Annotated in this window: 17 protein-coding genes; 2 read left to right on the forward strand and 15 right to left on the reverse strand. The window is 60.0% G+C overall.

Annotated features, from left to right (window positions below; translation table 11 throughout):
- Window positions 1-99: 99 nt before the first annotated feature.
- From CPY51_RS21830 to CPY51_RS21840, 3 genes are all read right to left on the reverse strand, one after another.
- The gene (locus CPY51_RS21830) at window positions 100-1,563 is read right to left on the reverse strand and encodes an MFS transporter (RefSeq protein ID WP_111162343.1); all 1,464 of its coding nucleotides are present in this window, start codon (window positions 1,561-1,563) and stop codon (window positions 100-102) included.
- Window positions 1,564-1,675: 112 nt separating this feature from the next.
- Window positions 1,676-3,172, reverse strand: coding sequence for an MDR family MFS transporter (locus tag CPY51_RS21835; RefSeq protein WP_111162344.1), 1,497 nt, complete (start codon window positions 3,170-3,172; stop codon window positions 1,676-1,678).
- A 285-nt stretch (window positions 3,173-3,457) separates the two neighbouring features.
- Window positions 3,458-4,876 (reverse strand): aldehyde dehydrogenase family protein, encoded by a 1,419-nt coding sequence (locus CPY51_RS21840; protein ID WP_111162345.1) that lies wholly within the window; start codon window positions 4,874-4,876, stop codon window positions 3,458-3,460.
- A gap of 126 nt (window positions 4,877-5,002) precedes the next feature.
- Here CPY51_RS21840 and CPY51_RS21845 point away from each other — a divergent pair, with 126 nt between their 5' ends.
- Both CPY51_RS21845 and CPY51_RS21850 read left to right on the forward strand, forming a co-directional pair.
- Window positions 5,003-5,896: a LysR family transcriptional regulator gene (locus CPY51_RS21845; protein ID WP_111162346.1), complete on the forward strand. Its 894-nt coding sequence runs from the start codon at window positions 5,003-5,005 to the stop codon at window positions 5,894-5,896.
- Window positions 5,897-5,983: 87 nt separating this feature from the next.
- Window positions 5,984-6,535: a glutathione peroxidase gene (locus CPY51_RS21850; protein WP_111162347.1), complete on the forward strand. Its 552-nt coding sequence runs from the start codon at window positions 5,984-5,986 to the stop codon at window positions 6,533-6,535.
- A gap of 67 nt (window positions 6,536-6,602) precedes the next feature.
- Here CPY51_RS21850 and CPY51_RS21855 read toward each other — a convergent pair whose 3' ends face one another.
- From CPY51_RS21855 to CPY51_RS21910, 12 genes are all read right to left on the reverse strand, one after another.
- The gene (locus tag CPY51_RS21855; protein WP_111162348.1) at window positions 6,603-7,511 is read right to left on the reverse strand and encodes a carbohydrate ABC transporter permease; all 909 of its coding nucleotides are present in this window, start codon (window positions 7,509-7,511) and stop codon (window positions 6,603-6,605) included.
- Window positions 7,508-8,395: a carbohydrate ABC transporter permease gene (locus CPY51_RS21860; RefSeq protein WP_111162349.1), complete on the reverse strand. Its 888-nt coding sequence runs from the start codon at window positions 8,393-8,395 to the stop codon at window positions 7,508-7,510. Before CPY51_RS21860 ends, CPY51_RS21855 begins: the two co-directional genes overlap by 4 nt.
- 72 nt (window positions 8,396-8,467) lie before the next feature.
- Window positions 8,468-9,715 (reverse strand): ABC transporter substrate-binding protein, encoded by a 1,248-nt coding sequence (locus CPY51_RS21865; protein ID WP_111162350.1) that lies wholly within the window; start codon window positions 9,713-9,715, stop codon window positions 8,468-8,470.
- A gap of 207 nt (window positions 9,716-9,922) precedes the next feature.
- Window positions 9,923-11,047 (reverse strand): Gfo/Idh/MocA family protein, encoded by a 1,125-nt coding sequence (locus CPY51_RS21870; protein ID WP_111162351.1) that lies wholly within the window; start codon window positions 11,045-11,047, stop codon window positions 9,923-9,925.
- An 11-nt stretch (window positions 11,048-11,058) separates the two neighbouring features.
- Window positions 11,059-11,991, reverse strand: a complete 933-nt coding sequence (locus tag CPY51_RS21875; protein ID WP_195909597.1) for a sugar phosphate isomerase/epimerase family protein — start codon at window positions 11,989-11,991, stop codon at window positions 11,059-11,061.
- Window positions 11,992-12,236: 245 nt separating this feature from the next.
- The gene (locus tag CPY51_RS21880) at window positions 12,237-13,247 is read right to left on the reverse strand and encodes a substrate-binding domain-containing protein (RefSeq protein ID WP_195909598.1); all 1,011 of its coding nucleotides are present in this window, start codon (window positions 13,245-13,247) and stop codon (window positions 12,237-12,239) included.
- A 173-nt stretch (window positions 13,248-13,420) separates the two neighbouring features.
- A complete protein-coding gene (locus CPY51_RS21885) occupies window positions 13,421-14,935 on the reverse strand; it encodes a carboxypeptidase M32 (RefSeq protein ID WP_111162354.1) in 1,515 nt (504 codons plus the stop codon).
- Between the two features lie 14 nt (window positions 14,936-14,949).
- Window positions 14,950-15,966 carry an ABC transporter ATP-binding protein gene (locus tag CPY51_RS21890; protein ID WP_111162355.1) on the reverse strand — a complete coding sequence of 339 codons (1,017 nt, stop codon included), beginning with the start codon at window positions 15,964-15,966 and terminating at the stop codon, window positions 14,950-14,952.
- A complete protein-coding gene (locus CPY51_RS21895; protein ID WP_111162356.1) occupies window positions 15,963-16,967 on the reverse strand; it encodes an ABC transporter ATP-binding protein in 1,005 nt (334 codons plus the stop codon). The genes CPY51_RS21890 and CPY51_RS21895 overlap by 4 nt, the downstream gene beginning before the upstream one ends.
- A complete protein-coding gene (locus tag CPY51_RS21900) occupies window positions 16,964-17,821 on the reverse strand; it encodes an ABC transporter permease (protein WP_111162357.1) in 858 nt (285 codons plus the stop codon). The genes CPY51_RS21895 and CPY51_RS21900 overlap by 4 nt, the downstream gene beginning before the upstream one ends.
- Window positions 17,818-18,756, reverse strand: coding sequence for an ABC transporter permease (locus CPY51_RS21905; RefSeq protein ID WP_111162358.1), 939 nt, complete (start codon window positions 18,754-18,756; stop codon window positions 17,818-17,820). The genes CPY51_RS21900 and CPY51_RS21905 overlap by 4 nt, the downstream gene beginning before the upstream one ends.
- A 77-nt stretch (window positions 18,757-18,833) precedes the next feature.
- The gene (locus CPY51_RS21910) at window positions 18,834-20,411 is read right to left on the reverse strand and encodes an ABC transporter substrate-binding protein (RefSeq protein WP_111162359.1); all 1,578 of its coding nucleotides are present in this window, start codon (window positions 20,409-20,411) and stop codon (window positions 18,834-18,836) included.
- Window positions 20,412-20,584 lie beyond the last annotated feature (173 nt).

The following is a 20,584-nucleotide window of genomic DNA, read 5'->3' on the forward strand; positions in this document are numbered from 1 at the left end:
ACTTCCTCCACTGACATTGGTTCAACAGGTCCTGCATAAGGTAAGTTCGTTTCTGCGCCATCGGCAACGGGCGGCAAAGTCTCCGCAGTCGAGGACGCGTCAGGCTGTCTTCTTTGCGCCCGGCTTCTGCTTGCGGGAAACATTGTCGCCCGCCTTTGGATCGAGACGCAGGCAGTCGACAGTCGCAAGCAAAGCGATAATACCCAGCATGACAAAAGCCAGCCGAAACTCAATAGCTGTCAGCCCCCCAAGCCCCATCGGACCTGAAATAGCCTGGCCGATGCGAATTCCGATGGCTCCGACGGCTATTCCCATACCCATCGTCAATTGGAACGCCGTGCTGAACAGCGTGTTGGCGCCGGTCATCTGCTTCGCCGGAATATCGGCAAAGGCGATGGTGTTCAGCGCTGTGAAGTGCATCGAGCGGCACATGCCGCCCAGGAAAAGAATGATCAGCATGAAGGGGAGAGGCGTGGCGGGGGAGAACAGCGCGCAGGCCGCAATGAGGACCGCATTGATAACGCCATTGACGACCAGCACCCGCTTGAAGCCGAAACGCCGGAGAATCCATGTTGTCCCCGGCTTCATCGCGAGGTTGCCGGCGAATACAGCGAGCGTTATCAGACCGGCATGAAAGGCACTAAGCCCGAAACCCACCTGAAACATCAGCGGCAAGAGGAACGGAACAGCGCCGATGGCAGTGCGGAAAAGCGATCCGCCGGCAATCGTCACTTTGAAAGTTGGCAGCCTCAGCCCGGAAAAGTCGATCAGCGGATGATTGGTGCGACGGAAATGAATGATCGCCGCGACTAGCAGCAGGACGCCGACGGCGAGATAGGCAGAGGCCTGCAGCCAAACAGGGTCCGGCCGGCCAATGAGCTCCAGGCCGTACATCAGACCGGCAAGGCCAAAGCCGCTGACGACGAAACCAAGCCAGTCAAAAGGCGGTGCGGCGGCCTGTTTCGTCTGCGGGATAAGGATCATTGCAAAGATGAGGGCGAACACGCCGAGCGGCAGGTTCAGGAAGAAGATCCATCGCCAGGTGGCGTGGTCGGTGATGAAGCCGCCAAGCGGCGGTCCGAGGATCGGCGCCACCAACGCCGGCCAAGTGATCGTCGCGATCGCCGATATAAGCTGGTCCTTGGGCGTGTTGTTGAGAACGACGAGGCGACCGACAGGCACCATCATCGCGCCGCCTATGCCCTGGAGTATCCGCGTGGCAACGAACGTCCCGATACTATCCGCGAAACCGCAGAGAACGGAAGCAAGCGTGAAGACCACGACCGCAGCGGTGAAAACCGGACGGGCGCCGAAACGATCGCTAATCCAGCCGCTGATCGGAATGAATACACCAAGGGTCAGAAGATAGGCGCTCATGCCGATATTAAGGTCGACCGGACGGACGCCGAAGGAAACCGCCATTTGCGGCAACGCGGTCGCAATGACCGTCCCGTCGAGATTTTCCATAAAAAAGGCACCAGCGACAAGCAGCGCTATCAGCAAGGGCCGGGAATGTGAGGTGAGCTCGGCGCCGGCCGGCTTGTCTGTAGATAAGTCCGCCATGAAGAGATTGCTCCGACTCCGGGCCAAGGTGCCCGATAATATGTGTTCAGGCACCGACCGCTGTCGAGTGCAGTTACACCGCTTTTACGGCTCGTTCAAACCCGCACGGCAATCAGTGCGACATCGCCTCCTGCGCGTCCGCGCGTGAAGACGGCTTTCGTCCGGCGTGATGGGTAATTGGGATCAGCCAAGTGGTGGCAAAGGTCAGGATCGCCACGACGAAGACACCCCAGAAACTCCAGTGAAGCGCCGAATAGAACACGAGGCGGATCGCCGGGTTTGCCGACAGGTCGGACAGTCCTGTCGGCTGGTTGAGTACGTCGTGAAGCTTTGCGGCCAGCGCACCACTGCCGAAATGGGTGATGCCGATATTGAGCACCGCACCGAGCGCCGTAGCGCCGAGCGTGTTGCCAAGGCTGCGCGAAAAGATGATCGACGCCGTGGCGCTGCCGCGCATCGACCATTCGACGCTGTCCTGTACGAGGACGATACTGGTGAGGCTGATGAGGCCCATGCCGAAGCCCATGAGGAATGAACCGATGCCGGCAAGGATCGGGCTGCTGTCCGGTGTCAGAAACAGAAGGAAGGCGGCGCCGAAAGGGAACATGAAACTGCCGACGCGCAATGTCCGACGAATACCGAATGTGCGAAAAAACCGGCTGGACAGCATGACGGCTAGCGGCCAGCCGACAATCAGCATGGTCAGAGTGAAGCCGGCGACAAGCGGCGAGCGCCCCAACACGCCCTGGACATAGATCGGCAGGATCGTTGTCAGCCCGATCAGCGCCATGCCGGCCAGAAGCGTCGCCGCATTGCAGGTTGCCACCAGTCGCCGGCCCCACAGGGCGATTGAGATGATCGGCTCCGGCGCCCGGCGCTCCTGCAGGATAAAAAGGATGCCGCTTCCAATAAACAGCGCAGCAAAAGAGGCGATAACCCATAGCTCGGCGTCCGTCTCCGTCAGAATGACCAGCAGGGAAACGATCGCGATCGAAAACAGTATCGTGCCTAGGTAGTCGATCTTCGCCTCGCGAGGCTCGATCTTTTCGTGCAGGAAGAGGACGAAGCCGACGATCGTCAGGAAGCCGATCGGCAAATTGATCCAGAATATCCATGCCCAGGAGATGTTGTCGACGATGAGACCGCCGGCAAGTGGTCCGATGACCGCGGAAACGGCCCAGACGCTGGCGAGCACACCCTGCACCCGTGCGCGTTCGTCGAGCTTGTAGAGATCGCCGACGATCGTAGTCGTCACCGGCTGGATGGCGCCGGCGCCGAGCCCCTGGACGAGCCGGAAGACGATCAGAGATGCCATCGACCAGGCAAAGCCAGCAAGTGCCGAGCCGGCGAGAAAGATCAGGATGCCACCGATCAGGATCGGCTTGCGGCCGAAGATGTCGGACAGCTTGCCGTAGATGACCGTCGTTGTAGACTGCGCCAGCAGAAATGCCGAGAAGACCCAGCTGTAATAGGTGAAGCCGCCAAGCTGCCCGACGATGCGCGGCATGGCGGTCGCCACGATCGTCGCCTCGATGGCCACCATGAATGTCGCCAGCACGATTGAGCCGACGACCAGGGGACGCTTCGAACGGTCTGCATAGTCGAGCATGGCATTTCCTTCAGACGGTGTCGCCCAGTCAGAGAGACCTTGGCCAAGCGGCCTGCGCGGCGAATAGCAGATATTTGAGATTGAAACCGGGAGGGGCAAGCGACCGCGAAGCAGGTCCGCAATCTTTCCGCAGCCATTGCATCCCTGCTCGAGCAGATGTCAACGGGGTCGCATTCTAAAAAGATGAGCCGTCGTTCACGATTATATGAGATGTGACGTAAGCGCAAAGAACTGCGTTACGCTACCGGTTGGCTGGCAGGTTTGCGTCGTCGGCGCACCGCTGATCTAGACGCCCAGAATAGTCTTCGGCTCGAGATAAGCCTCCAGCCCGAAGACGCCGAACTCGCGGCCGATACCCGATTGCTTGAAGCCGCCGAAGGGAGCTTGCGTCTCTGTGTGGACGCCATTGATGTGAACGCGACCGGCGACGATGCGTGACGCGACGGCACGCGCCCTATCCGGGTTTTCCGACATCACATATGCCTGCAGGCCATAAATCGTGTCGTTGGCGATCTCGATCGCCTCGTCCTCGGTCCTGTAGCTGATAACAGCAACGACCGGCCCGAAAATCTCCTCGCGTGCGATGGTCATGTTGTTGGTGACGCCTGAAAAGACGGTCGGCCTGACGAAATAACCACTCTCCATCCCCGCTGGGCGCCCTTCCCCGCCGGTGATCACGGTGGCCCCCTCCTCGCTTCCCAGCGCGATATATCGTTGAACTCGTTCATATTGTTTCTTGCTCACCATCGGGCCGATCAAGGTATCGAGATCACGGGGATCGCCGACCTTTAACCTCAAGACTGCGGACTTCAGCTGCGCGATGAAATCTGCAAGACGGGCTTCAGGCACCAATATGCGGGTGCCGTTGACGCAGGCTTGCCCGCTATTGCCGAAGCCGGCGGCGATCACCTGCGGGATTGCCGTGGCGAAGTCGGCATCATCGAGGACCACAGTTGGCGATTTGCCGCCCAGTTCCAGCGTCACCCGCTTCATTGTCTCGGCGCCCGTGCGCAAGATGGACTTGCCGACGGCGGTCGACCCCGTGAAGGAAATCTTCGCAATATCCGGGTTGACGCTCAGTTCGGCACCCACCACATCGCCGCGGCCGTTGACGATATTGAACACGCCGGCGGGAACGCCCGCCTCGTGCAGGCATTCCGTCAGGATCTGCGTCTGCAAAGCGCTCATTTCGCTTGGCTTGATGACTGCCGTGCAGCCGGCGGCGATTGCCATCGAGAGCTTGTTGCAGATGAAGCCATAATTGTTGTTCCACGGCGTAATCAGCCCGACGACGCCGAGAGGCTCCAAGACCACTTTGGCCGATCCGATCGTACGCTCGAATTCATACTGCTCGAGCGTCTTTGCCGCATTGAGAAAACACTCGGCCGCATATCCCGCGCCCCAGGAAGCGCGGGCGACCGGCGCGCCGTATTCTTCAACCGTCGCTTCCGTCAGTGCTTCGCTCCGGGCGTTCACCGCTGCGTGCAAGCGCTGCAGGATCGCTATTCGCTCCTCTTTGCTCGTCTTCGAAAATGCCGGGAACGCGCGCTTGGCCGCCGCAATTGCAAGTCGCGTATCCTCGACGTCTCCAAGCCGCACCCTGCCGATGCTCGTTTCCTCTGCGGGATTGTAGAGGTCGAAATACTCCTTACCGTGCGGCGTGAGGAAGTTGCCGTCTATGTAGATCGTTTCGATGATGTGCATGTTCTTCTCCAATGAAAGAGGCCGCGCCCGCTGATCGAGGGACAGTCACGTTTCCATTGATATACGCGCATAGACTATTTGGATAAGTTGGACAGAACGGCATGACGTGGTGCGGGAATCGGGATAATGCATAAATCGGGACTGATCGAACTCGAGGCTGTAATCGCCGTTGCGCGCCACGGCAGCTTTCGGGCCGCGGCCACAGAACTTGGCATGTCGTCGACGGCACTGAGCCATGCCGTTGCCGGCCTTGAAGCGCGGCTCGGCGTCCGCCTGTTTAATCGGACGACCCGGAGTGTGTCGCTGTCGGAGGCGGGAGAGGGATTCGTCGCCACGGTCGCGCCGGCGCTGTCGGACATTCACGGGGCAATGGAGGCAGTGAACGACCGTCGGCATACGCCGGGCGGAACCTTGAGGATCAATAGTTCTGTGGGGGCAGCAAGGCGGATTTTGACGCCGATCGTGCTGAAATATCTTCGCCGCTATGCCGATATGAAAGTGGATCTCGTCACTGACGGCCGACTTGTCGACATCGTTGTCGATGGTTTTGATGCGGGTGTCCGAACGGTCGACAATGTGCCCAAGGACATGATCGCAGTACCGTTCGGGCCGTCGCTTCGCTACGCCGTCGTTGGATCGCCCGGCTATTTCGACACGCGTCCGCTGCCCTTTATCCCACAGGACCTAGTCGCCCATACCTGCCTCCGGAGCCGTTTGCCGAGCGGGATCATCTATCGCTGGGAATTCGAGCGCGACGGAGAAGCACACAGTATCGACGTTGCGGGCGCCCTGACGCTCGACGAGCCTACGCTCATTCTGGAAGCAGCGCGGCAAGGAGCCGGGCTGGCGCATCTGTCCGAATGGTCGGTCGAAGAGGACATTGTTGCCGGGAAACTTGTACGCGTGCTCGAGGACTGGACGCCGCTGCTTCCAGGTCTCTGCCTGTATTATCCGAGCCGCAGGCACATGCCGGCGTCACTGCGAGCATTCATAGCACTGATCAGAGAGAACGATCGATGACGTGATTTGACACCGCCAGAGCTTGGCGATCATATCGGCGACCGATGTGGCCTAAGCCATCCAAAGCGAGAAAACAGGAGCGAATTTGTGAGCGACAAGCTGCTTGATATTCCAGTAAAGCGCGCCGACGGCCGCGAGACCACGCTGAACGACTACAGTGGAGAGGTCATCCTCGTCGTCAACGTTGCCTCGAAATGCGGTCTGACGGTGCAATATGAGGGATTGGAAAAACTCTTTGAAGACAAGCGGGACCGGGGTTTCATGATTGCGGCCTTTCCGGCCAACGACTTCAAGGGCCAGGAACCCGGCTCGGACGAGGAGATCGTCGCCTTCTGCACCAGCACCTACGATGTGAAATTCCCGATCTTCTCGAAGATCTCGGTGAAGGGCGAGGAAAAGCATCCGCTTTACCGGCAGCTTACCGCCCTGGCTCCTGAATCGATCGGCGACGGCCCGATGCGCGACCGCCTCAAGGGGCACGGCCTCGCGACCAGCGACAGAAGCGAGGTTCTCTGGAATTTCGAAAAGTTCCTGATCGGTCGGGATGGCAAGGTAGCGGCGCGCTTTGCGCCAGACGTCACCGCAGAGGATCCGCGTTTTCTGTCGGTCGTGGACAGGGAGCTTGCAAAGACCAACTGAGTCTTGAACCTGCGGCAGGCAACCGCCGCCGCAGGTCGATCACTTTAGCGAAAACCCACCGGCCGGGTTATCCCTTGACCGCGCCCGACGTGATACCGCGCACGAACCAGCGGCCCGATCCGAAATAGACGATGAGCGGCACGAGAGCCGTCAAAATGGTTGCGGCCATATTGACGTTGTAGAGCTTCTCGCCTTGTGTCGAATTGACGATGTTGTTGAGCTGCACGGTCATCGGCAGGTTTTCACGACCGGCAAAGACGACGCCGAAGAGGAAGTCGTTCCAGATACCGGTAACCTGCAAGATGCCTGCCACCACCAGGATCGGTATCGACATCGGCAGCATCAACAGGAAAAATATCTGCCAGAGCCCTGCCCCGTCGACGCGGGCGGCCTTAAAAAGCTCCAGCGGCAGGCTGGCATAATAATTGCGGAACAGCAGCGTCAAGACGGGTAGCCCAAACACGGTATGGGTGATGATGATGCACGGCAATGTCGAGTAGATGCCGATGCCGGCATAGAGGCGAACGAGCGGATAGAGGAACACCTGATAGGGAATGAAGGCACCGAGAAGCAGTATCGCGAAGAGGACATTCGCCCCGGCAACCCGCCAGAAGGAAAGCGCATAGCCTGTCAGCGACGCGATGAAGATTGACAGGATCATGCTCGGGATCAGGATCTTGACGGAATTCCAGAAGCCGACGCGGATGCCGCCGCAGTTGAGCCCGGTGCAAGCCGAACTCCACGCCTGGCTCCACGCTTCCACGGTCCACGCCTGTGGCAAGGCAAAGATATTGCCTTGCCTGATTTCGGGCATCGTCTTCAGCGACGTCATGACCATCACGTAAAGCGGCAGCAGGAAGAACGCGGCCGCCATGATGAGGAATACATAAACGCCGATGCGGGCGGGTGAAAAGTGCTGCGGCTTGCGACCCGAAGGGCCCTCGGCGAGCGGCGTAGTTGACGTTATCACTGTCATAAGGCTGACCTCGGCTTTTCGCGGAAGTATTCGTAGTAGAGCCAAGGCGTTACCGCGATGACGACGGTGACGAACATGACCGACGAGGCGGCTGTCGCAAGGCCGATGTTGGCGCGACCGAACAGGTAGTCCATGATGAACTTGCCGGGCACTTCCGTCGCGATGCCGGGTCCGCCGCCAGTCGTGGACAGCACCAGCTCGTAGACCCTGACCACCGCGATCGCCAGCAGGACCGTTGCCGTGATGATCGTCGGCCGCAGGATCGGCAAAACGATGTGCAGGTAGACCCTCCAGGTCGGGATGCCGTCGATGCGCGTCGCTTTCCAAAGCTCGCTGTCGACGCCGCGCAGTCCCGCAAGCATGATCGCCATCACCAAGCCCGAGGATTGCCATATCCCGGCGAGCACGATGACGTAGATGGCAAGATCGCCGCGGACGATCCAGTCGAACCGGAACCAGTCCATGCCCCAGAGATCGGCGACCTTCTGCACGCCGAGCGTCGGGTTCATGATCCATTGCCAGACAAGGCCGGTAACGATGAACGACATGGCGAAGGGGTAGAGGAAGATCGTGCGGAACGTATTTTCGAAGCGCACCTTCTGGTCGAGCATGACGGCCAGCAGGAAACCGAGAACCAGGCAGCCTATGATGAAGAGCACGCCGAAGATCACCACGTTATACAGCGAAATCGTCCAGCGATCCGTGTCAAAGAGGCGCGCATAATTCTTGAAGCCGATGAAGGTGTTGACCGGCAGAAGCTTGGAATCGGTGAAAGAAATCCAGATGTTCCAGATGACCGTGACGACATAGGCGAACAGCACGATGACGAAGGCCGGAAACAGCGCGATATAGGGGGATATCTTGCGTTTGCGCATTGGCTTCATGTGTAGCTCCTCTTCCGAATACGGAAACCGGCGGCAGAAATCTTCTGCCGCCGTACGAATGTCGGATCGAGACTACTTGGCCTGCTCGACAACCTTGACCCATCCGTCAGCGAACTGATCGGCAGTCATCGTCGGCGTGGTCCAGAACTGTGCGACAAGATCGCTGAGGCTCTGGAGCACGTCCTGGCTTGTCAGAACGTCGGCGGCGAGAATCTGCCGGCTCGGGTCTTTAAGGGCATTCAAGCCTTTCTGGGCGCAGGCATCGAGCTTCGATGTGTCGACGTCGAGGCGAACTGGAACCGATCCCTTCTTAGAGTTGAAGGCAAGCTGGCCTTCCTTGGACATGATGACCGTTGCGAGCAGGGTTTGCGCTTCTACGGCATTCGGATCTTTGAGGACCGGGAAGACGAAGATGTCACCGCCCATCATGAAGTTGCTTTCACCCGGTCCGAGGACGCAGCCAAAATCCTTGTCGGCGACGAGGCCCGCATGGATGAACTCGCCCTTGGCCCAGTCGCCCATGAACTGAATGCCGGCCTTTCCGTCGACCAGCATGCCGGTCGCGACGTTCCAGTCACGGTTCGGGCTGCCTTCGTCCTGATACTTGCGCAGCTTGGCGAAGACTTCGGCGACATGCTTGAACTTGTCGGATTTCACGGCTTCCGGATCGAGGTCCTTGTAGACCTTGGAATAGAGTTCCTTGCCGCCATCGCCGAGCAGGATCGAGTTGAACATCAGCTGCAGCTGCCAAGGCTGTCCACCGACCGCGACCGGAATGAGGCCCGCTGCCTTGATCTTGTCGAGGGCGGCGAACATTTCGTCCCAGGTCTTCGGCTCGTCAGTCACGCCGGCCTTCTGGAAAACCGCCTTGGAATAGAACAACCAGTTCTGGCCATGGTCGTTGATCGGCGCGCCGTAGATGTGGCCCTTATACTGGATGGCGTTGTAGAAGGCGGGCGTCAGCGCCGTTTTCCAGTCCTGCTTTTCCGCTAGATCGTCGAGCGTGCGAAGCAGACCCTGCTCGGCAAGGTCGTTCATCTGCGTGCCGGTATTGAACTGCATGGCCGTTGGCGGATTTCCGCCGACGATGCGGTTGATGCCGATCGGGCGTGCCGTCGATCCTGAACCGGCGATGGCCGTGTCGACCCATTCTCCGCCTGCGGCGTTGAACGCGTTGGCAAGTTCCCGCACGGCTGCAGCTTCGCCGCCCGATGTCCACCAATGGAGAACTTCAGCTTTCTTGCCGTCCGCCTGGGCGCCGGCGACGCCGACGGTAATCAGCGCCGTAGCCCCGATCAATGCCATCAAAAAGTTACGCATATGCTCCTCCTCCTTTTTATGACGCCAAAATACGCCTGATCGATCACCGCACCCGTTGGGCATCGGCTCACAAAGCTCTTCCTTCCACAACCACGACGGGCTCCTCTCCCGGCTCGCAGACGGTCAAAAGCGATGGCCGCAATTGCCGTTCATCAATTTTTGCTGTCTGGAAGGACTGCTGAGAGACAATCTATTCATATTCTCTCCTTAAGTGAAACGCCCTTTTTCAACCTTTTGCGGAATTGGGTCCGGACGCCCGCAACTGCTGTGAATAGCCACGACCCTGCGAGACTGCGCCGAACGCTCGAATGCCGTCATCACCTCCAGCGCATGGAAGGCTAACTCCGCAGAAACACGGTGTTGACGGCCAGCCCGAAGGGAATCCACCATTTCGGCAGCCCCGAGACCACGGAGCCCCAGATGTCCCGGAACGCCCTCGGTGTAAGGGTGATCTACCGGAATGTCCTGCCATTCCTCGCCGCCATCCTGGAAGATTTCCACCTTGCCGGTAAAATTATTCGGGTCCGGCGTCACCATCGAGCCCTCGGACCCATAGATTTCGACCTGGTTATGCTTGTGCTTGATCACGTCGAAGCTGGTGGCGATGGTGATCGTCGCGCCGCTATGAAATTCCATTACGCCGGTCAGATGGGTCGGAACCAGAACCTTGATGGTCTCGCCGCGCCGCGGGTCGGTTTTGACCTGGCGTTCGATGCGGGTGATCTTGGCCATTCCGAAGACTTCGCGAACGGGGCCAAGCAGGGCGATCAAGTTAGTCACATAGTAAGGTCCGACATCGAGCATCGGTCCGCCGCCGCGACCGTAGAAGAAGGCGGGGTTCGGGTGCCAGTGCTCGTGGCCTGGCAAAAGCAGCATGGCTGTCGCCGAGACCGCCTTGCCGATCCGACCTTCATCGAGCAGCCGCCTGGTCAGCTGGTGGCCGCCGCCCAGAAAAGTATCCGGCGCGCAGCCGAGCCGCAGATCGCTTGCACGCGCGATCGTCATCAGTTCGTCGGCCTCTTCCATGGTGACGCCAAGTGGCTTTTCCGAATAGACATGCTTGCCGGCCAGAAGTGCCTTCTTGCTGATCGCATAGTGCGACGTTGGCGTCGTGAGATTGATGATCAACCCGATCTCCGGGTCGGAAAGCATCGCGTCGAGAGCAACGGCCTCTAGGCCAAACTGTGCCGCGAGCTTTTTGGCAGATTCATCGTAGACATCGTAGATCGATTTCACGCGGATGAAATCGAACATATGCAACGTCGCCACATAGGTGGCGCTGATATTGCCGGCGCCGACGATGCCGACCTTCATTGGGGTTTGGGTGCTCATCTATATCGTCCTCAGGAAATCGGGATATCGAGTTCGGCAGCGCTTTCACGCAAATATTTGATGCCGCGACGCATTTCGTCGTCAAACTCTGGCGTGGCCTCGCGCATATGCGTCCAGTGCGAAGCCCCGGGTGCATCCTCGAGCTCGAGCGTGATCGGCCCGGAATAGCCGATGGTCCGGAGTGCTGCAAAAATCGCCTTCCAGTCGATCTTGCCGCGACCGGGACGCCAGTGGGCGTTGGTGTGGCCTTCATTGTCGGAAAAATGCGTGTTGAAGATGCGGTCGCCCAGCGCCAGCACGACGTAGTGTGGCATGTCGCCGGCCGGGAAAAGGTGGCTCGGATCGAAATTGAGCCCGAGGTTGGCAGCGCCGGTGCGCTCGATCAGGCGCAGCATGCCCTGCCCTGAGCTGACCCAGCGATAGGGGTGCGGTTCAACGGCAACTCGAATTCCGGCCTTGTCGGCGATCTCGCAAGCCTTGGCGAAGCCGTCGACGACGGCATCATATTCCGCTGTCCAGTTCCATTGAGGCTCAACCTTGGCGGTCCACTCCTGCGACGTTGGCCGCTGCAGGATCGGTCGTACTTCAGAGCCGAACGGATAGGGCGTCATGCTGGTCATGATCGGCGAGCCGATCTCCGCCACGACGTCGACGCCGCGCTTATAGGCATCGAGATCGATCGTGGAGCATGCTGCGCCCGCTTTGTAGCTGAAGGGCAGGTTGTAGAAGAAATTGGTGAGGGTCAGTCCCTCGCTGTCAGCGAGCGTTTTGAGCTCGCGTATCTTGCCAGGCGTGTAGTAGTCACCAAGCATATCGACCGACCATGCTGTCAGTTCGAAACCCTTGCATCCGGTCTTTGCAAGCCGCCTAAGCGGGGCCTCGAAAGGCGGGTTCCAGTTGAATGTCCAAATGGTGGATCCGAAAAAAAGTGAACCTGGGGCCACATCGTCCTCCCGTGAAGACAGACGCCATGGCGTCGGCACCTGCTCTTCTGCCTCGCTGTTATCTCACAGTGCGGATCTCCAAAACCAACCAACCTGCGATTTGTAACGTTACGAATGAAGGATGAGCCAAGTCATGTCAATCACCTACTCATGCCGCAAAGCAGCAAAAATTGAACGCATCGGCAAAATCATAACGTTACAAATTTCAGGGTCGAGCCGCGTCGATATCTGGGCGGTGCGTCTGCCTAGCCGGCCAGGAACTGGCTTTTGTGATCGACCAGCTCGGCCACGACGAGTTCGCGCAAAGTGGCGGGATCCTCGCCGGCGATCGATCTCTGCAGCAAGGCAGCCAACCTCTCACCGATCAGGTAGTTCGAATAATAAAAAGCACTCAGTGGTGGATTAAAGAAATCATGAAGCTTGGTGCCGCCATAGGTGACGATGGCAAAATCCCGGCCCGCCTGCCGGCCGACCAGCCGAAGGCCGGCAAGAAAGCCGAGTGCGGCTTCTTCGCTGGCGACGAAGGCAGCTGTCGCTTCCGGGTGCCATGCGGCGATGTTGGTGGCGACTTCCTGTCCGCTGTTTGGCGTCGTCGGCGTGAAATGGATCAGCTTATCCGGGACGCTGAGGTTGCGCGCGGTGAAGGCCTTCGTCCAGCCCTTGACGAATTGCAGACTGTAGGTGAACTGGCTGGACGGCGCGATCAGCAACGGCGCCGGATGGCCCGCATCGAGAAGCATGCGCGCCGCCGCCTCACCCACCAGCTCATGATCGATATCGACGCTCGGGTGCGCACTCACGAGCTCAGTGCGCCCGAACGTGACAAAGGGTATGTCGACTTCGAGCAGATATTTGACGCGATCGTCCTGCGGCCGCGTGTGGGTCAGAATCACGCCATCGACAGACCCTTCCTCGACGAGGTCCCGCACCGTTTGCAGCGGATCGTCGGCCTGCAATTGCGGCACGACCGTTGTGCGATATCCAAGCGCCTTCATTCCGCTCGACACGCCCTCGACCAGCGACGATACAACGATGTTCATGTCGCCCTGGCGCTCGAAAGGCAGGATGATGCCGATAGCATTGGTCTTGCCGGTGCGCAGGTTCAACCCGCCGAGATTAGGCCGATAGCCGAGCTCGCGCGCGACCTTCTTGACCAGCTCGATCGTCTCGCCGTTGACCTCGGGCCCTTCCTTCAGTGCTCGGCTGACTGTCGTCACCGACAGGTCAAGCGCGTTGGCGACGGTGCGCAACGTCACGCGCTTGCCAGGATCTCGCCTGGGCCTTCGCGCGGCCAAAGGTCCATGCGATTTCGGCAATTTCATCGACTCCCAATGCTCCCGCGGCGACAATGCCCTCTGGTCGAAACCCGTGCAAGCCTAACCGGTCGGAAGAGCCTCCGGAGATATCAGCGCGGTCGCGAAAGGGAGTTTCAGGCAGTCAGATCGGCGACTTTCCGTGCAAGATCCGCAATATAGGCGTCTGTCGACAAGTCGGATCCGGTGGCGGCGAGGAGAATTTCGCTGGGGGTTTTCGAGCGGCCGAACTGGTGGACCTTATCGTTCAGCCAGGTCTTGAGCGGCGCATAGTCGCCCCCGTCCAGGCCCTTTGCGATTGAACGCTCCTTTTGCGCAGTGGCAAACAGCTGCGACGACATGACGTTGCCGATCGTATAGGTCGGGAACGAGCCCACCATTCCCGACGACCAATGCACGTCCTGCAGCACCCCGAGCGTGTCGGTCGGCACGTCGAGCCCGAGATAGGCCTTGATCTTTTCGCGCCAGATCTCCGGCAGATCCGACACGCGGACCTCGCCCGCGATCAGGCCGGCTTCGACCTCGGAGCGCAGCATGATGTGGAAATCGTAAGTCAGTTCGTCGGCTTCCACGCGGATGAAACTTGGCCGGGCGGCGTTGACGGATCGCCAGAAGTCGTCGATCGACACATCGGACAGTTGATCGGGGAATGCACCTCTTAGCTCGCCGAAGTGCAGATCCCAGAAGCGCCGCGAACGTCCGACCCTATTTTCCCATAGCCGCGACTGCGACTCGTGCATGCCGAAGCTCGAGCCACCGACAGCGTAGAGATTGACGAAATCGGTGGTGAAGGTGGAGCGGGAGAAATTCTCCGATACCCCCTGCTCGTACATTCCATGCCCGGCCTCGTGCCAAACGGCAAACAAACCGCCTGGCAGCCACGTCTCGCGAAAACGCGCCGTGATGCGCACGTCGGAGCGCGTGAAGGAAATCTCGAAGGGATGGACCGTATCGTCGAGACGACCGCGGCTGAAATCGTAGCCCATGCGCGCGGCCATCGCGCTGGAGAAGGCGCGCTGCTTTTCGATCGGGTATGCTCGCTCCAGTATGTCGCTTCTGGTGCGCGCGCCCTTGGCTTCGGCAAGAAGCGGGATCAGCGCCTTCTGCAGTTCGCTGTAAAGGCGGCGCAACCGCGACCAGCTCATGCCCGGCTCGTAGGTGCCGACCAGCGCATCGTAAGGATGCTCTTGGTAGCCGATTGCGGCGGCGATCTCCCGCTGCATTTCCATGGTTCGTTCGAGCATAGGTGCGAAGCCGGCAAAATCATCGGCAGCCCTGGCCGCCGCCCAGGCGGCCTGCGCCCGTGTCTTCAGCTCTGCCGATGCCGCAACAAGCTCAGCCGGGATTCGCGAGAGAGTTCCGATGGATGAAGCCGCTTGTTCAAGCGCGATGCTGCGGTTGTCGGCAGCCGCTATGCCTTTAAGTTCTGCGCGTGCATCTTCGATCGCCCGCTGCATCGTCTCACCTGTGGCCAGGTCGCGAGCGAGGCTCATCAAAGTGGCAATCTGCCGGCCGCGCGCTTCGACACCGCCTGATGGCATCATGGTGCGCGAATCCCAGGTCAGGAGATTGACGGCACATAGGATGTCGTTGACCTTGGCAACTTCGAGTTCGAAACGAGCAAAGCTCATGGAATCAATGCCTTCTACCACTGTGCTAACCTTTCGGGAGCGCCGAACCCCGTCAGGTGGCAGGCTGCACTCTGGCCATGCCCGCGCGGCGTCAGAACCGGTCGCTCGACGATGCAGCGCTCGAATACATGCGGGCAGCGGCTGGCGAAGGGACAGCCGAGCGGGAGATCCAGCGGGCTCGGCAATTCACCGCGCGTTGCAGCTGTCCGGTTACGGCGGGATGGATCGAGTTCCGGCGCGGCATCAAGCAGAGCCTTGGAATATGGATGGCGCGGCGACGTGAACAGCGCCTCGGATGGGCTGATCTCCATCACCTGCCCAAGATACATGACCGCCACGCGATGCGAAATGTGGCGCACCAGTCTAAGGTCATGCGCCACGAAGATGACGGTCAGATGTAGCTGGTCCTGCAATTGCAAAAGCAGGTTGACGACCTGTGCCTGCACCGAGACGTCGAGTGCCGACACCAGCTCGTCGGCGACGATCACCTCGGGCTCGACAGCGAGCGCACGGGCGATGCCGATGCGCTGGCGCTGGCCGCCGGAGAATTCGTGCGGGTATCGTGCGGCAGCGTCCTGCGGCAAGCGAACCAGCTCGAGCAGCTCCGCGATGCGGCCCGGGATTTCCGCCTTCGGCCGCATCTTGTGAACACTCAACGCTTCACTCAGGACCTGGCTCACCGTCATGCGTGGGTTGAGCGAGCTGTACGGATCTTGAAAGATCATCTGGACACGGCGATTGAAGCCGCGGCGTTCGCCCGGTTTCAGTTGGGCAATGTCCTTGCCCTCGAAGCGTACGGCGCCGCTATCGGGATCGAGCAGCCGGACGAGACAACGGGCAAGCGTCGACTTTCCGCAGCCGGATTCGCCGACGATGCCGAGCGTCTCGCCGCGATAGACCTCTAGCGTCACGTCGCTCAGGGCGTGGACTGCAAGCGGCGGCTTTCCCGCAAGCCGACGTGATAGCGAAAAGGGTCCGGAAAAGCGCTTGGTCACTCCGTCGACGGAGATGATCGGAATGGTCGAGCTCATACGATCGCCTCCATCGCGGCAACCTGCTCGTGGTGGAAACAGGCGGCCAGCCTTCCCGGCGCCACAGGAGCCAGCGGCGGCCGTTCGCGCCGACACTCCTTGGTCGCGAAGGTGCAGCGCGGGTGAAATGCGCAGCCTGTCGGCAAGGCAGTGAGGCTCGGCGGCGTGCCGTCGATCGAGGACAGCATCGTGCGCACGGCTCGACCGCGCGGCACGGAGCCAAGTAGACCGCGGGTGTAGGGATGGCGCGGTTGCGCGAAGACATCGGCGACCGTCCCGGTCTCGACGATCCGCCCGGCATACATCACCGCCATCCGGTCGCAGGTCGCAGCGACGACCCCGAGGTCATGGGTGACCAGGACGACGCTCATGGCGAGCCGGTCGCGAAGATCGAGAAGCAGCTTGAGGATCTGGTCCTGGATCGTCACATCGAGCGCCGTGGTAGGCTCGTCGGCCAGCAGCAGCTTCGGCGAACAGGCAAGGGCAATGGCGATCATCGCGCGCTGGCGCATGCCGCCGGAAAACTGATGCGGATACTCGCCGAGCCTCCGCTCGGCTGCCGGGATGCCGACGATATTCATGAGTTCCAGCGCCCTTGCCCGCCGTTCCCGGCGGTTAAGGCTTGTATGCGCGACGAGGCTCTCCTCGATCTGCTGACCCACCGGCAACACCGGGTTGAGCGCCGTCATCGGCTCCTGGAAGATCATCGCGATCTCGCTGCCGCGGATGCGCCTAAGCTGTTCGTCGGGCATGGCGACGAGATCACGACCGCCCCACTCGACGCGGCCGCTGACATGGCCCGGTTCGCGGATGAGCCGCATGATCGAGCGCAGGGTCACGCTCTTGCCCGATCCGGACTCACCGACAAGGCCGACGACCTCGCCCGGTGCGACATCGAAATCGACATCGGCCGCGGCGATTGCCACGCCGCGGGTGGTATCGAACGTCGTGGTCAGGCCACGAACGATCAGTCCGGTGTTTTCGCCCATTGCAACACTCATCGGCGCACCCTCAATAGTTCGGCGGCGCCGTCGCCGGCAAGGCTGAAACCTAGCCCGGTGAGCACGATGGACACGCCCGGGAAAACCGCGATCCACCAGGCCGTCGTCATGAAGTTCTTGCCATCGGCAATCTGGACGCCCCATTCCGCAGCGGGCGGCTGCGCTCCGAGCCCGAGATAGCCGAGGCTCGAGCCGAGCAGGATCGCCAGTGCCATGTCCGTCATCCAGTAGATGATCGCGGGCGTGATCGCATTCGGCAGCAGGTGGCGGAAAATGATGCGCATCGGCGTGTAGCCCATGACGCGACCGGCATCGGCGTAATCGAGGCGCTTCTGCACCTTGACCTCGGCGGCGACCAGCCGCGCGTAAAATACCCAGCCGACAACGCCGATCGCGACATACATGTTTCCAAGCCCCGGTCCGAGAACCGAGACGACGGCAATGACCAGGACCAGAAACGGAAAGGTGACGACGGCGTCGACGATGCGGCCGAAGATCGCCTCGGTAATGCCACCGGCATATCCGACGAAAGCCCCGACCAGCGTGCCGACGATAAATGGCCCGGTGGTCGCAAAGACCGCGATCTGCATGTCGATCGTATAGGCATGAATGACGCGCGAGAGCACATCGCGGCCAAAACTATCGGTGCCGAAGGGATGCGCCCAGCTCGGCCCCTTCAGCAGCGCGTTGTAATCGAAGGCGATCGGGTCGTAGGGCGCAAACAGCGATGGGAAGAAGGCAAGCAGCAAACTGGCAACGAGGATGATCGCGCCCCAGATCAGCGTCCGCGGCAAGGCAGCCGGCTTGAAACGCGACTTCCTGGCAGCAGGGATTTCGGCGACATCGACGCTCATCGGGCGATCCTCGGATCGAGCCAGGCCTGAACGATGTCGGTCACCAGAAAGGTCAGCGAGACAAGCACCGCAAGGGCAATCGTCAGGCCTTGGAGAACCGGGTAGTCGCGGCCATAGATGCTGTCGATCATCAGCCGTCCGGCACCTGGGACCGCAAACACCGTCTCGGTGATCACGCCGCCACCGAGCAGTGAGCCGATCTGCAGGCCAAAGAGCGTGATCGTCGAAATCAGTGCATTTCTAAGCACATGCCGGAACAGGATGATCCTTGATCTTAGCCCCTTTGACCGCGCAAAGTCGACATATTCGGCATTGATGACGCCGATGATGGCAGCTCGCAGATTGCGCATCAGGACGGCGGCAAAGCTCAGGGCTAGCGTCAGGGCTGGAAGGAACAGGTGGTAAACTTTGCTACCGATCGTGTCGCCATAGCCGCCGACCGGGAACCATTTGAGGTTCGCCGCAAAGAGTGTCAGCAGCAGGATGCCAATGTAGAAGACCGGCATTGAAAGGCCAACCTGGAAGACCCCGCGAATAGCAGTATCGGGGGCCTGCTCACGCTTCAGCGCCGCCACGAAGGCGAGCGGCACAGCAAGAAGCAGCGCGATGACCGCTGCCATTCCGATCAGCATCAACGTCACGGGCAGCCGCTGCGCGATCAGTTGTAGCACGGGAATTTTGAGGCTGATGGAGTTGCCCAGGTCGCCGGTAAAGACGCGGCGGACAAAATAGAAAAACTGAATAATCACAGGCCTGTCGAGGCCAAGGCTCGCGTTGATCCTCAGGACATCCGCATCCAGTGCGCGGTCGCCAAGCATAGCGCTCGCCGGGTCGCCCGGCAGAAGACGGATCAAGACGAAAGTCACGACCAGGATGAACACCACGGTCGGTATCATTTGAAGAATGCGACGGACTATAAAACTGAAAAGTGGCAAATCGCCGCCCCCGAATTCCTGCTGATATCAGAGGCCGGCGCGGAGCGGCATCATGCCGTCCGCGCCGATCCTGAATATTACTTGTCGAGCCAGGCCTTGGAGAAGATGTTGTTGCCAAGCGGGATCTGCAGGAACCCGTGGACCTTCTTGCTCAACGCGACCGGGTACGGCGTCTCATAGAGCGGGACGATCGGGCCGTCGGCGTTGTAGATTTCCTGGATGCGGGCATATTGAGCAGCGCGTTTCGTGGCGTCGATCTCTTTTTGCGAGGCGTCGAACAGCTTGTCGGCCTCGTCGTTCTTCCAGCCCGTGTGCAATGCGCCGATCGTCGGGGAGTAGACAAAATAGGAAGTGATCTCGTTCGGGTCGGCGATATCGTCGGTCCAGGCCGCTTCGCGCATCGAGAAGGTACCGTCGCGATATTGCTGGGTGCGGCTCGGATTATCGACCTGCTGCAGGTCGAGCTTGACGCCGATCTGGGCCCACATCTGCTGCAGGGCGGTCGCAATGCCGACTTCGTCCTGGTTGCCGGCGAGCACCAATATGCTGGTCGAGAACCCGTCAGCGAAGCCCGCATCCTTCATCAGGCTCTTTGCCTTGTCGAGGTCGTAGGGAAACAGCGGCTTGTCGCCGGTATGCAGCGGTGTTGCCGTCGACATGTAAGAGGTCATCGGCGTGCCGACGCCATGGGTGACGATCTGGATGATCGCTTCCTTGTTGGTGGCATAGTTCAGCGCCTGGCGCACCTTGGGGTTGGACATCGGATTGTCCTTGCCGGCAAGCTGAGGCCGCACGTTCAGCGTAATATACTCCACCCGGGTCGAGGGGAAGAGTTTCATGTCGAGATTGCTTGCCGATTTCAGCTCATCGACGCGCGAATAGGGGATGAACTCTGCGCCATCCAGTTCGCCGGAATTGAGCTTGAGGATGCGCGTCGCGTCATCGGGAATGGTCTCGAAGGTGATCCCATCGAGATAGGGCAGCGGCTTGCCGTCTTCACCGACGCCCCAGTAGTTCGGGTTGCGGGTAAGCTTCATGGTCGAGCCACGATCCCAGGACTGCAGCACGAACGGGCCGGAGCTGATCGGATGTTCGGCGAATGCCTTGGCCTTATCGGCGTCTGTCGTACCCGCCGAGGCTTCGAACGCCTTCTGCGGCATGATGCTGGTGTTGAATACGGTCAGCGCCGTGAGGATCGCCGGGTCGGGGTGCTTCAGCTTGACGACGACTGTCTTGTCGCCTGAAGCCGTCACATCCGCGACCGAGCCAACGATGAAATTCCAGATGCCGTTGTCGGGCTTTGCGGCGCGCTTCAGCGACCACGCAACGTCTTCCGCCGTGATCGGCGAGCCATCGGAGAACTTGATGCCGTCGCGCAGCGTCAGCGTCACGCTCAAGCCGTCGTCCGCGACCTTCCATTCGGTGGCGAGACCAGCCTGGACGCCCTTGCCGTCGTCCGTCGGCAGCAGCAACGTGTCATAGAGGTTGGAAAGGATCCAGATGTCGACATTGGCGTCGTTCAGAACAGGATCGAGGAAAAGGCTGTCGGCGTAGCGGCCATAGGTCATCGTACCGCCGCGCTCGACCGCATAGGCCGATGCGCTGGTGCCGAGAAGAAGTGCTGCGACGAGAGCCGCCTTGGCGATCGTTTTCATGGCATTCCCCTTGTTCTTAAATAAGTAATAAGTGTTCTTGTAGGCTATAACGATTTCACGCGTTTTCAATGGAGTCAATCGAATTCTTATAGGTTTCAATGATCGTAGGATTGGCAATTGACATGCCAAAATCGCGGATGCAGGATAATCGTCATAGTTCACTATAACAGCTA

The organism is Arminella tubonensis (genome assembly GCF_003240585.1).
In the GTDB taxonomy this organism is placed as follows: Bacteria; Pseudomonadota; Alphaproteobacteria; order Rhizobiales; family Rhizobiaceae; genus Rhizobium; species Rhizobium tubonense.

Excerpts from the sequence above, each read along its gene's own strand:
- CPY51_RS21830 (WP_111162343.1), bottom strand. The coding sequence starts at position 1,563 with ATGGCGGACTTATCTACAGACAAGCCGGCCGGCGCCGAGCTCACCTCA.
- CPY51_RS21890 (WP_111162355.1), bottom strand. The coding sequence starts at position 15,966 with ATGAGCTCGACCATTCCGATCATCTCCGTCGACGGAGTGACCAAGCGC.
- CPY51_RS21860 (WP_111162349.1), bottom strand. The coding sequence starts at position 8,395 with ATGAAGCCAATGCGCAAACGCAAGATATCCCCCTATATCGCGCTGTTT.
- CPY51_RS21840 (WP_111162345.1), bottom strand. The coding sequence starts at position 4,876 with ATGCACATCATCGAAACGATCTACATAGACGGCAACTTCCTCACGCCG.
- CPY51_RS21865 (WP_111162350.1), bottom strand. The coding sequence starts at position 9,715 with ATGCGTAACTTTTTGATGGCATTGATCGGGGCTACGGCGCTGATTACC.
- CPY51_RS21835 (WP_111162344.1), bottom strand. The coding sequence starts at position 3,172 with ATGCTCGACTATGCAGACCGTTCGAAGCGTCCCCTGGTCGTCGGCTCA.
- CPY51_RS21895 (WP_111162356.1), bottom strand. The coding sequence starts at position 16,967 with ATGAGTGTTGCAATGGGCGAAAACACCGGACTGATCGTTCGTGGCCTG.
- CPY51_RS21900 (WP_111162357.1), bottom strand. The coding sequence starts at position 17,821 with ATGAGCGTCGATGTCGCCGAAATCCCTGCTGCCAGGAAGTCGCGTTTC.
- CPY51_RS21885 (WP_111162354.1), bottom strand. The coding sequence starts at position 14,935 with ATGAGCTTTGCTCGTTTCGAACTCGAAGTTGCCAAGGTCAACGACATC.
- CPY51_RS21870 (WP_111162351.1), bottom strand. The coding sequence starts at position 11,047 with ATGAGCACCCAAACCCCAATGAAGGTCGGCATCGTCGGCGCCGGCAAT.
- CPY51_RS21855 (WP_111162348.1), bottom strand. The coding sequence starts at position 7,511 with ATGACAGTGATAACGTCAACTACGCCGCTCGCCGAGGGCCCTTCGGGT.
- CPY51_RS21845 (WP_111162346.1), top strand. The coding sequence starts at position 5,003 with ATGCATAAATCGGGACTGATCGAACTCGAGGCTGTAATCGCCGTTGCG.
- CPY51_RS21910 (WP_111162359.1), bottom strand. The coding sequence starts at position 20,411 with ATGAAAACGATCGCCAAGGCGGCTCTCGTCGCAGCACTTCTTCTCGGC.